Genomic DNA, 14,094 nt, shown 5'->3' on the forward strand with positions numbered 1-14,094 from the left:
TGGTTGACTTCCCTGTCAAACACAGATTTACTGCCATCATTTTGAACTCCTTATCGAAGTGTCTTCTTTCTTGTTTCATCTTATGTAAATTTAGCTTAACGAGCTTAACTTACTGTCCTGTCAAATGTAGCAGTTCCAAAGCCTCATCAAAATCTTGAAGACTACACTCGCTTATTTTCTCAAGTAAATCATTATGGGTTATAAAAACTGTAGTTTCATTGTTCCAGTTAATAGCGTGTTCACTCCATTTGGTAATATCCTCTTTAACTGGGATATTGGAATAAAACTTTGAGATGAGTTCATAGAAACAATCGAAAAGATCTCCTTCCGGATTTAAAAAATCGTCTGATAGATAACTTACACTACTTATAGGCTTATAGCCATCATTTGTTTTAACAAAGGGTAGTTCACTTAATTTAGAGTTCCATTTAATACTGAGCTCTTTAAAATACTCGTTCAAAAAGTTATCATCACTGACTGTTTTAAGGTTGACATTAGTATATAATAATGGGTTATTAACCTCAATGATGTTGCTTTCTAAAAATGAAAAAATAAGGTTGGAGCATTTCTCAATAATAAGCCTATTTGCTTCTTCATCTGCTTTTACCTGGTCTTTATCACTTTTTAGATGAATGGTGTCTCTGGGTTCTGTGGGTAGAAACTTATTGCAATTAATGATAAAGTTTAATCCAAAATCTTCTGAACCAATTAAAGGATAGTAATAGAATAAACGGGCTATTTTCTCATTAAACTGAATAACCTCATTATTCTTATTTATAGGAAGGATAATTTCAATTTCTTCTTCCTCATCTCTTATACTGTATAGATGTATTTCTTCATCATTCTTTAAAAGAATTGATTGATGTAAGTCAATTCCTTTATCGTTTTCTATTTTCTTCTTATTATGGAATCGATAAGTATCCGTTACTCCATTTTCTTGACGAATTACAACTTCTTTCAACCTATTATTTATGGTAAAAACTAGAGGAATGTAATCATCTAAATATTTGGAAGATTCTTTGATATATTCAAGTTCTTTGTCTGATTGAGGTAGATATGTGAAAGTGGTTTTTAAATCAGATACTTCTACTGCACTTTCTTCCTTTAATAAGTCGTAAACACGCTTTTTCTGATCCGAAATATTATCGCTTAGGTCTTGCCAAATTTTAGGCGTTCTGTCAATTTCAAAATCTTTAATCGGTAAATAATATCCACCTGCATCTAGAAAGGAGTTTAGCTTGAACTTCCTGCCAAAAGTGTGAGTAGTTAAAAAACCTGTACCGTATTTACCTACTTCAGGAATATCTTCATCACCATATTTACCACTTACCTGCTTAACTAGAGATATTAAGGTTTTTGTGGTAAATGCTTTGCCGTTATGTGAGAAAGAAAATTTATTATCACGATAATCAATTTCGATTCTGCAATGCGTAGTTAAATCACAAGCGTTTTGTACCAATTCCCAGATAGCTCGGTTAGAAGAGTTTTTATTGAACTTTTCAAAATCACGTAGCATCCCATCTGCATGCTGTTTCAAATCAGAACGTTCGTCCTCTTTTCTAGTTTTCTCTATTAATTGGTTTCTATCTTCTTGCATGTTTGTTGGAGGCTTGCTTTTTTAATGGCATACAACGAAGTAATATAAACCACTCTTGATATCATTTTAATCTGTTATGCCATATAAGGGTTTCCCTCACCCCTCATTCTTATAATAACTCAAAGCACCTGAAGGGCATTTGTCTATGGCAGACATAATTTCCTCGGAGGTTGAGGCTTCCGGTTTGATCCAGGGCTTTTCTCTGGGATGAAAAACAGCGGGGTTGTTTTTTACGCACATGCCTGAGTGGATGCATTTGCCTGATTGCCACACTATGGTTACTTCGCCATTCGTGTATTCTTTAGTGATGTTATTTTTGTCCATACTATAAATCTATAAAACATCTCTCAATTCTCCTACTTTGTCAAATACACTTTTTGCAAACTGGCATTGTGGAATAATGGAGATTCCTTTAGCTCTGGCAAATTTTACAACCGCTATCACCATTTGCTTGCCTGCTCCTTGTCCTTTCAAGCGTTCATCCACCGCAGTATGATTTATGATTATCCTGTCTGTACCCCTCCAGTTATAGGTCATTTCAGCCATCACCTCTCCATTCATTTTTATGTAGAATTTACCATTCTCTTCACCGTCTGTTTGTAAAACTTCCATAATTATCCCATTCGAGTTTCTATTTACAATCTTTCAAATCAGCAAACTGCTCTTGTAAGAAAGAATTATTGGATGCCAATTTACACGCCGCTTCCAAATTATTGATATCGATATAAGCTTTAGCCAAATAATATTTTGCTTTCTTCAGTTTTGAATTTAGTGTCAAAGCCTCTTGCAAGCTAATGATGGCTTCTTTGTTGTCTCCTTTTGCTGCCTGCAAGATTCCAAGATTTTGGTGTGCCCATGCATTTTTGTTGTCTAGCTTCAAACTACCATAAATGTCCGTTTCGGCCTGTTTAAGATTATTTTTAAGGATATTGATGTATCCTCTGTTGTTGAGAAAAATAGGTTGATCTGGTTGGGCTGTGAGTGCCAGATTGATCAACGAATCTGCGAGTTTCAACCCTCCTTGTTCTGCTTTCACAAGTGCCAGCGCATTAACCGCCAGCACATTATTCGGATCAATCATCAATGAAGCCATCAAGTCCTGATCGGCATTTTCATAATTTTCCATAGCATAATGTACCATCCCTCTGTTGGCAAGTGTCTCTGCATTTCCTTCATCCATTGCTAAAGACTGGTCGAATGAAGTCAAAGCATTTTCGTTTTCATCCATTTGATGATAAAGCAATCCCTCAATAAAATACACCAAGGCAGTATCAGGAAATTGCTTTTTAAGAAAATCAACATCCGATCTGCAACTTTCGTTTCGCCCTAAGTCAAGATAGGTTCGTGCCCGGTTGAAGTAAATAGGGTAATTCTCCGGATCGTTTTTGAGTACATGGTTATAATCCGCTAAAGCCAACACCAAATGTCCTGTTTCGAAATAGGCCACTCCCCTATTCTGATATACCTGAGGAAGGTCGTGATTCATTTCAAGAATTTGATCATAGATAGCAATGGCGTCATTATAGGATTCTTGTGCCAATTTTTTGTTGGCTTTTTCAAACAATAATTTAATCCTGTTGTCCTTACCTACAGGACTACAACTATAAACCAAACCTACAATCAGAGAGCAAACAAAAATTCTTTGCATCACCATTTTACTTTTCTGCATCACCAAATTTTATTCTGTTTATAAATAGAAAAAACGGATCGGATTTTCAGAGACAAAACTATAGTCAAGAATACTAAAACTGAGCTTTTACCGATAAAATCACATTTCTACCTGGAGCACTGATACCAGAAGAATATGGACGATAGTGTACATCAAACATGTTTTCTATAGCAGCACTCATACTCAGGTTGGAAGTCAATTGATAAGAAGACCTGAAATTCAGGGTTGTCCATGATGGTGAACCATCTACTGTATAGAGGTAATCTTTATTAAGTTCGGAAGGAACAAAATCTTTTTTTGATTTGCTTCCATTATACCGGGCAAACAACTCTGCTTTTACTTTTTTCAAATTAAATATAAAAGATGTCTGTCCAAACAATGGTGTGGTATGCCTCAAAGGAACATTTTCTATTTTGTCTTTTCCGCTATTGTTACTTAAGGTAGAATACAGGGAAAGGTAATGAGTAATATCCGCACGCACATTCAGGGAATAGCCAAAAATATAAGCATCCCCAACATTTACCAATGCCTGTACATTACTTTCCACTCCGTCATAGGTAATCGTCGAAGAATTGTTAAAAGTAAAATCCCGACGTGCAATCGTTTCTTTCAAAAAAGAATAATAGCCTACCATTTCTACTTCAACTACATTGGCAATATTTCTTGTCAAGCTTATTTCGCTATTGTAGGAAAATTCCGGTTGCAGATTTTCGTTGGGTACTACCACATTGCCCGGTTCAGAATCAAACACCTTTCCTATGTCATCAATATTAGGAGACCTGAATCCTGATGACAGCAACCCACTTAGTTTCCATTTGTCATCTTTCAAATAAACCAGTCCCAGACTACCACTGATGGCATCATTGTTCAATTTGATCCGATCAAATTGAAAATCATAAAATGTTTTATCTTCAAATTTTGAAGTCATATATACATTGGAATACCTTATACCTCCAGTCACAATTACATCAGACCACATCCTTCTTTTCAGGCTGAAATAGGTTGCCAACGATCCATAGCTGCTACCACCGTCAGGGTAGCGTGTGGACGCTGCTGACACACTTTGTGGATTAGTTATATCCACTGAAAATGCAGTAGAAGTTACTGTATTATGCAATACCTCTGCACCATAAAAAAGTTCGGTCTTTTCATTCAACTTTTTATCCAAATCAAGGTTAAGAGAATATGTTTTTACATTTTCATTCCTTTTCCTCAAATCATCACCGTACAACTTTCTATCGTTGCGGCTTTCAGTCACATTTTGATGTGCCAATACCAATTTCACTGCATCGTACATTTTGGATTGCTTATAATCAGAAAGCGTCAGTGAATGCATCATAAATTCCTGAGGCCCATAATACCACTCAGCGCTTTTGAGTTGTCCTTCACTTCTTTCTGTTAATCGGTCATATCTGGGAATGTTGGATGAAGTGGTATAATAAAAGCCATAGAGCAATTCGAATGTATCTTTTGTATAACCTGTTTTTTGCAGGAAATTGGTTTGATTGTACCCTGAAAACCGTTGGATATTTTGATCATCATTTTGGATGATTTGATCTGCTCCGTTAACTCGGGTTACATATTCATATCGTTTTCCAAAATCCGGATACTTAGAATTTCTATTCGCTCCGGATCGTAAATCACCAAAATCGCTGTAAGACAATCCGGTAATAAATCCCCAATTCTTATTGCCGTATCGTAAATTAACATGTCCTGTATTTTCATTGTTGGCAGAGGCATATCGCACAAAAGCTGTGGGATAGATTCTCAGCTTATCCCCGGTTGAATACCTGGGTCTCAATGTGTTAAAATCCATCACCCCACCCAATGCATCACTACCATACAAGACAGACCCTGGCCCATAAATCACTTCCGATCTTTCCAGTAAATTAGGATCAAGCATTATTACGTTTTGCAAATTTCCTTCCCTATAGATGGCATTGTTCATGCGCACTCCATCCACCATTATCAATACCGAATTGGCAGCAAAGCCCCGGATCATGGGACTTCCTCCTCCCATCTGACTTCTTTGCATAAATACCTGTCCGGTGTTTTCCAGCATGTCAGCAGCAGTTTGCGGATTTTTAAAAGCTACTTCTCTGGGAGAAATAGACAATATTTCATTAGGAACTTCAGACTTCTCCTGCTCCCATTTGTTGGCAGAGACCACAATCTCATCTATGTTGAGTACTCCTTCGGACAGGTAAATAACATTGTTCTGTTTGGAAAGGTCTTTGTACGTGAGCTCCTGCCTTTTGTATGATGGATGTCGAACGTAAAGTTTTCTCTTAGGATCAGTGGTGGCTTTTAATTCCAAATAACCATCTTCATCGCTAAAAACAACATCATTGGTTTGTCCATCAATCACTGCTGCATTATAAACCGGATTCATTGTATTTTTATCAACCACACGTACCTTTTGTCCAAATGAGATTAAGGGAAAAAGTAGTGAAATGACAAAAATGAGACGTTGTATAGTTGATTGGCTCATGTAACAAATTAATACTGCCGTTGAAGCAAATATTACGCCATCAAATAAGGTTTATTAACCTGGAATGTTTGTCTGCCTCGTCCCAGGCCAAAGCAGCAGCACCAAGTACAGCAGCATTTTTATCCATCAGTGCGGAGGGCAATAACTGCACCGTTCCTCTAAATGCCTTAAACATATTTTTCTCCATATGTTTCATGGTAGGTTCGAAAAGGTATTTTCCTGCATTGACCAGGCCACCAAATAAAAATATAGCTTGAGGGCTTGTGTGAACTACGGTATCAGCCAGTTTTATTCCTAAAATTTTACCTGTGTATTCGAAAGCTTTGATCGCAATGAAATCATTATCTATGGCTGCATCAGTAATCATTTTTGCGTTGAGGTCATCATAACTGACTTCTCTTAAAACACTTGGATCTGTATAGTCAGCCAGCATTTTATACACCGTCCTTTTGATTCCAGTTGCGGATACATAGGTCTCCAAACATCCACGCCTGCCACAGGCACAGTACCTTCCTTTGGGGTTAACGGTTACGTGTCCTAATTCTCCGGCAAATCCGCTGTATCCATAAACCACATTGCCATTAACTACTATTCCACTACCTAACCCGGTTCCCAATGTAAAAATGACAAAGTCATTCATATCTTTAGCTCCACCAAATACTTTTTCTCCAATTGCAGCAGCATTGGCATCATTGGTCAGTACCATGGGGAAATCAAAGTATTTTTTAAATTCAGATTTAAAATCCACCATTTCTCCCCAATCCAGGTTGGGTGCAAATTCAATAGTGCCTTTGTAGTAATTGCTATTGGGAGCTCCTACTCCTGCTCCAATCAATTTGTATTCAGGGTTTTGCCCTAATATAGTGGTAATCTTTTCATATATAGGCTTGAGCACTTCATCCACACTGGTGGTATCAACAGTCGGAACAGATCCTTCATTAAACACATCTCCATCTCTATTGACTAACCCGAATTTGGCACTTGTTCCACCAATGTCTATTCCTAATACAAATTCCTTCATAATGTCTTATTTTAGCGACAAAAATATAAAAGCAAAAGACAGAACATAACTTTAATCCGAATAATTATAATGCCCAATGCCATTGATCTCAAATTCAAGTTACAACAACCACTCCTTTTATATCCATAATGGTCATTTTGAAACCATAATACCCAGTTTATTCAGGGAAATAAAAGGGATAAAATACACACGTGAAAGAATAGAGACTCCTGACGATGACTTTATTGATCTGGATTGGTTGAAGGATGGAAATGATAAGCTCATCATACTGTCTCATGGGCTGGAAGGAAGTTCTGACCGTCACTACGTCAAAAGTATGGCAAAGTACTTTCATCAACTGGGCTGGGATGTGTTGGCCTGGAACTACAGATCGTGTAGTGGAGAAATAAACCGGGCGTTGCGCATGTACCATCACGGGGTTACAGATGATTATGATACAATGATACAACACGCATTAATATCCAATACATACAAGAAAGTTGTCCTGTCAGGATTTTCTATGGGTGGCAGCACTACCTTAAAATATCTGGGTGAAAAAGGTTCGAATGTTGATCCAAGAATCTTAGCTTCTGCTGTTTTTTCTGTTCCATGCAATTTATGGGATAGTGCCTTGCAATTGAAAAAGTCTGAAAACAGGTTTTATCGCAGGAGGTTTTTGAAAAAAATGTTGACAAAAATAAAACTGAAAGCAGAGGTTTACCCTGATCAAATCAATATTGAAGGTGTGGATAATATTACTACATTCGACGAATTTGATGAACGTTATACAGCTCCTTTGCATGATTTCAAAGATGCTCAGGATTTTTATACAAGTTCCACTTCTGATCAATTTTACGATAACATTAAAGTCCCTTCTTTAATAGTAAACGCCAAAAATGACCCGATGCTTGGGAATAAATGTTATCCTGCTGATATTGCAACAACACATCCTTTTTTATATCTGGAAATTCCAAAACATGGCGGACACGTGGGTTTTTCCCTCAAAGGAAAAGAACATTCCTGGATGGATGTAAGGGCTTATGAGTTTGTTCAAGATTTTTTAAATTGATTTATCACCTGCATTACCATAGTTCCAGATTATCTATGAATTTGAAATCCTTCTTGTTTAAAGTATATAATGGCAAACGTTGAACTAGAGCTGTAGCTGCAATTAATCCATCCGGCAATGTAAGGTTGTGACTTAAAGAATACCTTGATCAATTCAATAAATACTTCGCAGATACCTTTGTCGATATCAATCTCTATCAAATGTGATATGTCTTTTTTGATTTGGTTAAGCTCTCTTTTATTTATTGCTCCATAAATCAATTCGGCAGAAGAAACAATGCTTATAGCAATGTTCTCTTGACCAATAAGCTTTAATGATTTTAGAATTTCGGGGTTTTCTCTGTAAAATTCAATAAGAATATTGGTATCACAGAGGACTAATTGGTTCTTTTCCATGCTTTTTTGCGAAGCTCCTGAGCATCAATTTCCCTGTTTTTCCATAATCCAGCAGAAGCAAAAAAATCATATTCTTTTGTATCGTTTTTTTTTGAAGTAGATTTTTGGACTTCAATAAAATCAAACTGCTTAATCAATTCCAGAAAAAAATTGAGTTTGCTATTATCTTTTATTGTCAGAATAATCTTTTCCATGTAACAAATTTAACATCATTCTAGATGTTTTGGTTGTAAAACCATGTCTTTGTTATTTTTTTAAAACTATCCTCACTTCCCCAATTTGATCAGGTAACCAATCGAAACGGAAGAAGTTAGCAGATTGGATAAATCCGGAATGCCTGAATCTTCAGTTACAGGATCGAGCACATTGCTTATTCCATAAGAAAATGCGCCTTGAATTAGAATTGTACCAAAACTAAAATCACGATAAAATCCTCCACCTGCTATCATTCCATAGCCAAACTTTCTGTCTCTGGATGTGTCATAAGGATAAAAATCATACCCTTGCTTATCAGTAGGAATGGTGCTCGCTTTCACGCCCACCAAATATTCAGCATAAATTCCCAAATTGAAATACATCCTTGTTTTCTTACGCCCTATGTAAACGTTCATGTACATGGGCATCTCGATATAATTCAAATCTGTAACAAATTTTGGTGCATTGTTGTCAAATAGCTGCGTCCATCCTTTCTGAGTGTAATTCAACTCCACCTGAAGTCCGATGTTTTTCTCCATGTAATTGATACCTATCAAACCAACATGGATACCAGAATTATAGCCCTCCTCAATATTTATCCGCTGCAAGGCATGTCCAAAAGAAGCTGTGCCATAATTGTATCCTGCTTTAATACCAATATATGTGTGGTTATGAAACAAACTATCCTGAGCCGCTACTCCCAAAGAACACAACATCGCAACCAATATGATTAATACTTTCTTATTCAATGTGACTTATTATCCGTTTCGAATGCGAATTTACATGGAATACATGAGATAGTTACACAAAAAGCAACTCTCACTCACAGCAATTGTAATAATTGACAAGTTTTCTCATTAGATTAGACATTATCACGGTTGATTTATTATGGAGAATTTTGCTCTTAAAAAAAACCGCCAATTCATTGCTAATTTTGGAGAAAAAAATCTTGTAATCTCTCTATGCACAATCAACCGTGATAATGTCTATTCTATACTAAAAAAGATTTGTTTATATCGTATTGTACGAGTCGTACACATTACCACAAATAAATCATTCTGGTACCTGCGGACTAAATAAAATTAAAAGCTGACTTTTATATCAAAAAAATACTCATTAAATACTATAAGTTTTATCATGTCTAAATATAAATTACTTCTCTGTTTTGTTAAATAAACTAAAATACGAATCTCATGAAAAAAGTAATCTTATTATTCACTTTATTTATTTCAATCTCATTTATCTCTGCTGCACAAACAAAAAAAGGATCTTGGTTGGTCGCAGCAGCATCAGACCTAAGTTTTTTATCTGGAGATGAAACCACAACATTCAATTTATCTCTCAGTCCTGGTTATTTTGTGGTAGATAATCTAGCTTTTGGAATTGGGCTTGAGTATAGTGAGGTAAGTTATAAAGGTTTTGGTGACACTTTTAAAACTGATCAAAGTATACTAGGTGTCTTTGGAAGATACTACCCTGGAGGAAAAGGGATTTTAGGTGTTTCATATTCACACTTTTCTGAAAATCAAGGAGTAAACATTTTAGGTTTAGAGGGTGGTTATGCATTTTTTTTTAATGATCACGTTTCAATTGAACCAACCTTAAATTATCTAAACTTTAGCGATTCTTCATATTCTGATTCATTTGGTCTAAATATCTCCTTTGGTATTTATTTTTGATGAAAAAGCATAACTAAAACAATCAAAGTAAACTTTCCAAAATTTTCAAAACATATATCTATACTTGTTTAGGTGAAATCAAAAGACTTTTAAAAACAAAAAATACTATCAGCACGAAGCTTAGGGTAAGCAAGATGCCTGACAGCATTACTATATATTTTACCCAAATGAATCCTTTCCATAAAAACCAGATACCTCCAAAGGTTAATATGGTAGAAACAAAAGGTTCAATAAGCAAGAAGGATTTTAGTTTCTGAGGCATTGGTACAGCCAGTAAAACGCCACACAATGCAATAAAAATCAAGGAAAAAGACAGTATATGTGTGTGAATTGTGGTAAGAATTTCATTTTCAGGCTTTTTAAACAGCATGACTTCAGCATTTTCATCCTCTTCGTTTCCATTGTAATTTTCTTCTATTCCCTGTGGTTTTAGCTCTGTGGTACGGTAAATAAAATTGAACCCTGTAAAATAACCAACTGTCATAGAAAGTGTAAAAAAGAAAATCATTCTTTTTACATAAGAAGGGAAATTTTGAATATTGTTGAGGTAGCTCAAGACAAGTTAAATATTGAGTTTATTTTGATTTTTCAATTGCTCCATAAGCCTTGTGAGCCTTTTAAATTCCTGAGTAGCCGACCTGACAGAAATGGTCGCTCCACTAATACCCTGCACATCATTACTCAGTTTAAACTCACTTGTGATATTCTTCCCTACAAATTGCTTCAGCCACCTGCCACTGCCTATTTCTCCCCCATAATCTTCGCGATATACCAATACCTCTGAAGCAACTATCTTCAATTCCTTGTCATAAAGAACCATAAGATCAAAATAATCATACTTTCCCCTTCCTTTCGACAGCACCATATAGCCAAGCGGTTCCGAATCGGTTCCTTCAATAACATTGACATTTTCCAATCCTGTAAGTTCGAAATCAATACCACTCAAAGATATAGGAGACTTGTTATACTCTTCGACTCCCCAGGTATTGGTTATTGACCTATCTATTTTCTTCAGGGCACTTTTAGGAAACTTTACATCCTGCATTGCAAATGCACTGATAAACAAAATCCCTACGCAGAAAAATAGATACTTCATAAAATTTGTTAACAGTTGATCATCACAAATTGATATACAATTCCATTTAGAACCACACACCCACACCAAAGTTAAGCTGTCTGTCACTTTTCGAATTGGCTATTGCATTCTTTAATATTTGGTAATCTGTTTTCAGGACTGCACCATTGGCCAGCTTGAAAGTGGCTCCAATAGTAATGTCTGTACGATTATAAGCATCATTTATGGTCAACTCCCCGGCAGTGTTTTTATGGGTATTGTAATTCTCGTACCTGCAAAACAAAACCAAACCTTTATCATTGTTCACATTTGTGAACTTTAATATATCATATCCAGCCTCAAGATAGTAACCAAAAATCCCTGATCCCATATCATTTCCTGTAAACGAATTGTATTCTATCGAATTTCCTATGGCAGTGTTCACCAATTGTCCTCTGGCTTGAAAACCTTGTTTTTGATACCTGAAATCTATCCCAACCATAGAAATATTAACCACAGATGAATCTGCCTGTGCCACAGCCAAAGCATCGCTTACATTCAACCCATTGTAGAGTGTTGATTGTGATTTACCAAAATAACCTGCCAACCCCACTTTCAAACCGGGTAAACCGTAATAATCCACTTTACCCGACAGGTTAGGAGAGCTAATGTAAGATTCTGCACCTTTTTGTTTACCAGCTCTAAGCCCGTCTCTGCCAGTAAACGTTCCCAATCCATCATAACCATTGAACCCATTAATGACATACAATTGATACCTCAACGCCGCATTAGGAAAGTTTCCCGACAATCCCACACCCAACTCTCTCCAGGTCGAAGGTATTATATATTTATCCATATTGGGCCTTTCTACACCATTGAAAGTTGTAGGTTCGTGATATTCGTTTACAATACCCATAGGTATCAACATCAAACCTGCTCTAAAATTCAAAGCCTGATTTATTCTGTAGTTGATAAATGCCTGTTCAATAGCAGCCTCCGTTATATGTTCAAATTCAATTTCTGTAACAAAATGCGTTCTGTCATTAAATTTATAACCAATAAACATGATCAACCGATGCACATCAAGTGTTCCATTCTCTCTTACAGGCCCGCCAACAGGCTCGTTATAATCAATCTGTGCATACCCACTGATAGTGATGTCTCCATTGCCATTTCCTGCAATAATATTGCTGGCTGTGTTTAAAGGTTCATTTGTCAATGAATCTGTACCTGTCACTTGTGCACTTAAATGAAAGGCTATAAAAACAAAAAGTAAACCTGATAATAAACTCTTCTTAATTTGACTCATTATATTTATTTGGACTGATTATAGATAGCTGCGCAAAACTATACACCATTTCAAACAATACAAATCTTGTTTAGAATTAATCTAAATAATTTAATAAAGAATACGAATATATTATTCCTGTGTATAAAGAATATCCTTACTGCAAAACATGAGAATGTCAAATAGTTAGCTAATCTATTAATTGCCTTTTTAAGGAGTAAGCATATCTGTCAAATCATTCTGTCGATGCTTGTTGTTCGCTTGAACTTACATTCAATGTCACTCCTTTATTAGAAAGAGTTTTCATCAACAGATTATAGTCCTTATTAAGAGGATTGTTCATATCTATCCTGAACCCATCGAATACCAACAGCTCCAGATGATCGAATTTTTCAATCTGATTGGGCAAAATGGTAACATCCGTATTGGAAAAATCGATGTACTTGATATTATTGAGATCAAACAACTGACCTGGAAACTCAGCGATATAGTTATTGTCAAACCGAATAATCTCCAGTTCAGACAAATTTTTAATCGATTCGGGTAAACTGGTAAGCTTATTGTCGTGGACATAAATCCTTGAAAGATTGGTATTTCCTATTTCCTCAGGGAGGTATTCCAGCTCATTGTAAGCCAAATACAAATTTGGAAGCTTTTGAAGCTTGGAAATCCCATCAGGTAATCTCTTCAATTTGTTATAAAACAAATCCAACTCAACCAAATTGGTACAGTTGAATAGCTCTCCGGGTAGCTCTGTCACTTCGTTTTTATACAATGATAGCTCTTCCAATTGAGTTAATTTTCCTATCTCTGCTGAAACAGAAGCTACTTTATTTTCCTGCAAATACAGCTTTTTCAAATGAGGCAAGAACACTATCTGATCTGGAAGCTTAGTGATATTTGAATTTCCGGCCCAGATGGCTTCCATAGAGGTGAGTTTAGCTACATATTTAAAGTTCACTCCAAAAGAAACCAGATTATTGCGGTTAATTTCCAATGTTTTCAAAGATTTCAACTTACGTAGGTTTTTCGGAATACTTGTGAATTGATTATGAGTTAAAGTCAGTGTGGTTAGGTTCCTAATTTTCTTAACCGACCTTGGAAGCTTCACAAGGTTGTTCGATGAAAAATTGATGGTCTTGACTCCCTTCAACTTCACAGTTTTTAATTTCGCTTTGTCTAATCCATTTGAAGATAGGTCAATGTATTTCAATTTGGCCAGCCCATTAAGCTTTTTTGGAAGCTTCGAAATTTGATTGTTGGAAAGATTGAGTTTTTCCAAGTTTCTAAACCTGAATACAAAATCAGGTAATTCCGTCAATCTGCTATGGCTTAAATCCAACTCTTTTACATCATCGGTAAAAGTAATCCCGGCATACTGTTCCAGTCTTTCTCTGGCTTTATTTTCTGCTTCTATGGTTCTTTGTGCCTGCATGTAGCTCATGGCAGAGTCTTTACCATATTTAGAAAATATATTATTCATTTTGTCCTTCATGTCACGTCGGGCCTGCTCCATATCCATAGCGGCCGTTCTGGCTTCATTGTCCTGAGCAGAAATATGGAATGAGTAGAAAAGAAATGAGATTAAAATTGGTATCGTAGAATTTTTCATGACAGTCAGTTTATGCGTACTCAAATATAACTAATGGATTAGTTA

The 14,094-nt window shown here is 36.0% G+C and carries 15 protein-coding genes; 2 read left to right on the top strand and 13 right to left on the bottom strand.

The genetic code is table 11. From position 1 onward, the window contains the following. Positions 1 to 109: 109 nt before the first annotated feature. The 6 genes from AAOP42_RS02490 to AAOP42_RS02515 all read right to left on the bottom strand — a co-directional run bounded on the left by AAOP42_RS02490 (position 110) and on the right by AAOP42_RS02515 (position 6,778). Positions 110 to 1,597 carry a sacsin N-terminal ATP-binding-like domain-containing protein gene (locus tag AAOP42_RS02490; RefSeq protein ID WP_349526877.1) on the bottom strand — a complete coding sequence of 496 codons (1,488 nt, stop codon included), beginning with the start codon at positions 1,595 to 1,597 and terminating at the stop codon, positions 110 to 112. A 96-nt stretch (positions 1,598 to 1,693) separates the two neighbouring features. Further along, positions 1,694 to 1,921 (bottom strand): (4Fe-4S)-binding protein, encoded by a 228-nt coding sequence (locus tag AAOP42_RS02495; protein WP_349526878.1) that lies wholly within the window; start codon positions 1,919 to 1,921, stop codon positions 1,694 to 1,696. A 9-nt stretch (positions 1,922 to 1,930) separates the two neighbouring features. Next, positions 1,931 to 2,209 carry a GNAT family N-acetyltransferase gene (locus tag AAOP42_RS02500; RefSeq protein WP_349526879.1) on the bottom strand — a complete coding sequence of 93 codons (279 nt, stop codon included), beginning with the start codon at positions 2,207 to 2,209 and terminating at the stop codon, positions 1,931 to 1,933. A 19-nt stretch (positions 2,210 to 2,228) separates the two neighbouring features. Continuing rightward, on the bottom strand, positions 2,229 to 3,266 hold the full coding sequence (locus AAOP42_RS02505) for a tetratricopeptide repeat protein (protein WP_349526880.1): 1,038 nt from the start codon (positions 3,264 to 3,266) through the stop codon (positions 2,229 to 2,231). A 73-nt stretch (positions 3,267 to 3,339) separates the two neighbouring features. Continuing rightward, positions 3,340 to 5,757, bottom strand: a complete 2,418-nt coding sequence (locus AAOP42_RS02510) for a TonB-dependent receptor (RefSeq protein ID WP_349526881.1) — start codon at positions 5,755 to 5,757, stop codon at positions 3,340 to 3,342. A gap of 40 nt (positions 5,758 to 5,797) precedes the next feature. Further along, positions 5,798 to 6,778, bottom strand: a complete 981-nt coding sequence (locus AAOP42_RS02515; RefSeq protein WP_349526882.1) for an ROK family protein — start codon at positions 6,776 to 6,778, stop codon at positions 5,798 to 5,800. Between the two features lie 76 nt (positions 6,779 to 6,854). Here AAOP42_RS02515 and AAOP42_RS02520 point away from each other — a divergent pair, with 76 nt between their 5' ends. Then, positions 6,855 to 7,826, top strand: a complete 972-nt coding sequence (locus AAOP42_RS02520; protein ID WP_349526883.1) for a YheT family hydrolase — start codon at positions 6,855 to 6,857, stop codon at positions 7,824 to 7,826. Positions 7,827 to 7,855: 29 nt separating this feature from the next. On the opposite strand, the gene AAOP42_RS02525 is transcribed toward AAOP42_RS02520, so the two are convergent. The 3 genes from AAOP42_RS02525 to AAOP42_RS02535 all read right to left on the bottom strand — a co-directional run bounded on the left by AAOP42_RS02525 (position 7,856) and on the right by AAOP42_RS02535 (position 9,165). Next, positions 7,856 to 8,221 carry a PIN domain-containing protein gene (locus tag AAOP42_RS02525; protein WP_349526884.1) on the bottom strand — a complete coding sequence of 122 codons (366 nt, stop codon included), beginning with the start codon at positions 8,219 to 8,221 and terminating at the stop codon, positions 7,856 to 7,858. Continuing rightward, positions 8,203 to 8,415, bottom strand: a complete 213-nt coding sequence (locus AAOP42_RS02530) for a hypothetical protein (protein ID WP_349526885.1) — start codon at positions 8,413 to 8,415, stop codon at positions 8,203 to 8,205. The genes AAOP42_RS02525 and AAOP42_RS02530 overlap by 19 nt, the downstream gene beginning before the upstream one ends. Before the next feature lie 72 nt (positions 8,416 to 8,487). After that, the gene (locus AAOP42_RS02535; RefSeq protein ID WP_349526886.1) at positions 8,488 to 9,165 is read right to left on the bottom strand and encodes a porin family protein; all 678 of its coding nucleotides are present in this window, start codon (positions 9,163 to 9,165) and stop codon (positions 8,488 to 8,490) included. Positions 9,166 to 9,609: 444 nt separating this feature from the next. Here AAOP42_RS02535 and AAOP42_RS02540 point away from each other — a divergent pair, with 444 nt between their 5' ends. Beyond that, positions 9,610 to 10,095, top strand: a complete 486-nt coding sequence (locus tag AAOP42_RS02540; RefSeq protein WP_349526887.1) for a hypothetical protein — start codon at positions 9,610 to 9,612, stop codon at positions 10,093 to 10,095. A 58-nt stretch (positions 10,096 to 10,153) separates the two neighbouring features. Here AAOP42_RS02540 and AAOP42_RS02545 read toward each other — a convergent pair whose 3' ends face one another. The 4 genes from AAOP42_RS02545 to AAOP42_RS02560 all read right to left on the bottom strand — a co-directional run bounded on the left by AAOP42_RS02545 (position 10,154) and on the right by AAOP42_RS02560 (position 14,049). Then, complete coding sequence (locus AAOP42_RS02545; protein ID WP_349526888.1) at positions 10,154 to 10,651, bottom strand: Aq_1264-related membrane protein; 498 nt, start codon at positions 10,649 to 10,651, stop codon at positions 10,154 to 10,156. Positions 10,652 to 10,657: 6 nt separating this feature from the next. Further along, on the bottom strand, positions 10,658 to 11,191 hold the full coding sequence (locus tag AAOP42_RS02550; RefSeq protein WP_349526889.1) for an FMN-binding protein: 534 nt from the start codon (positions 11,189 to 11,191) through the stop codon (positions 10,658 to 10,660). Positions 11,192 to 11,237: 46 nt separating this feature from the next. Further along, positions 11,238 to 12,458 carry a putative porin gene (locus tag AAOP42_RS02555; RefSeq protein WP_349526890.1) on the bottom strand — a complete coding sequence of 407 codons (1,221 nt, stop codon included), beginning with the start codon at positions 12,456 to 12,458 and terminating at the stop codon, positions 11,238 to 11,240. Positions 12,459 to 12,672: 214 nt separating this feature from the next. Next, positions 12,673 to 14,049, bottom strand: a complete 1,377-nt coding sequence (locus AAOP42_RS02560; protein WP_349526891.1) for a leucine-rich repeat domain-containing protein — start codon at positions 14,047 to 14,049, stop codon at positions 12,673 to 12,675. Positions 14,050 to 14,094 lie beyond the last annotated feature (45 nt).

It is taken from the genome of Reichenbachiella sp. MALMAid0571, from assembly GCF_040151475.1.
Classification (GTDB): Bacteria; Bacteroidota; Bacteroidia; order Cytophagales; family Cyclobacteriaceae; genus CAXBNB01.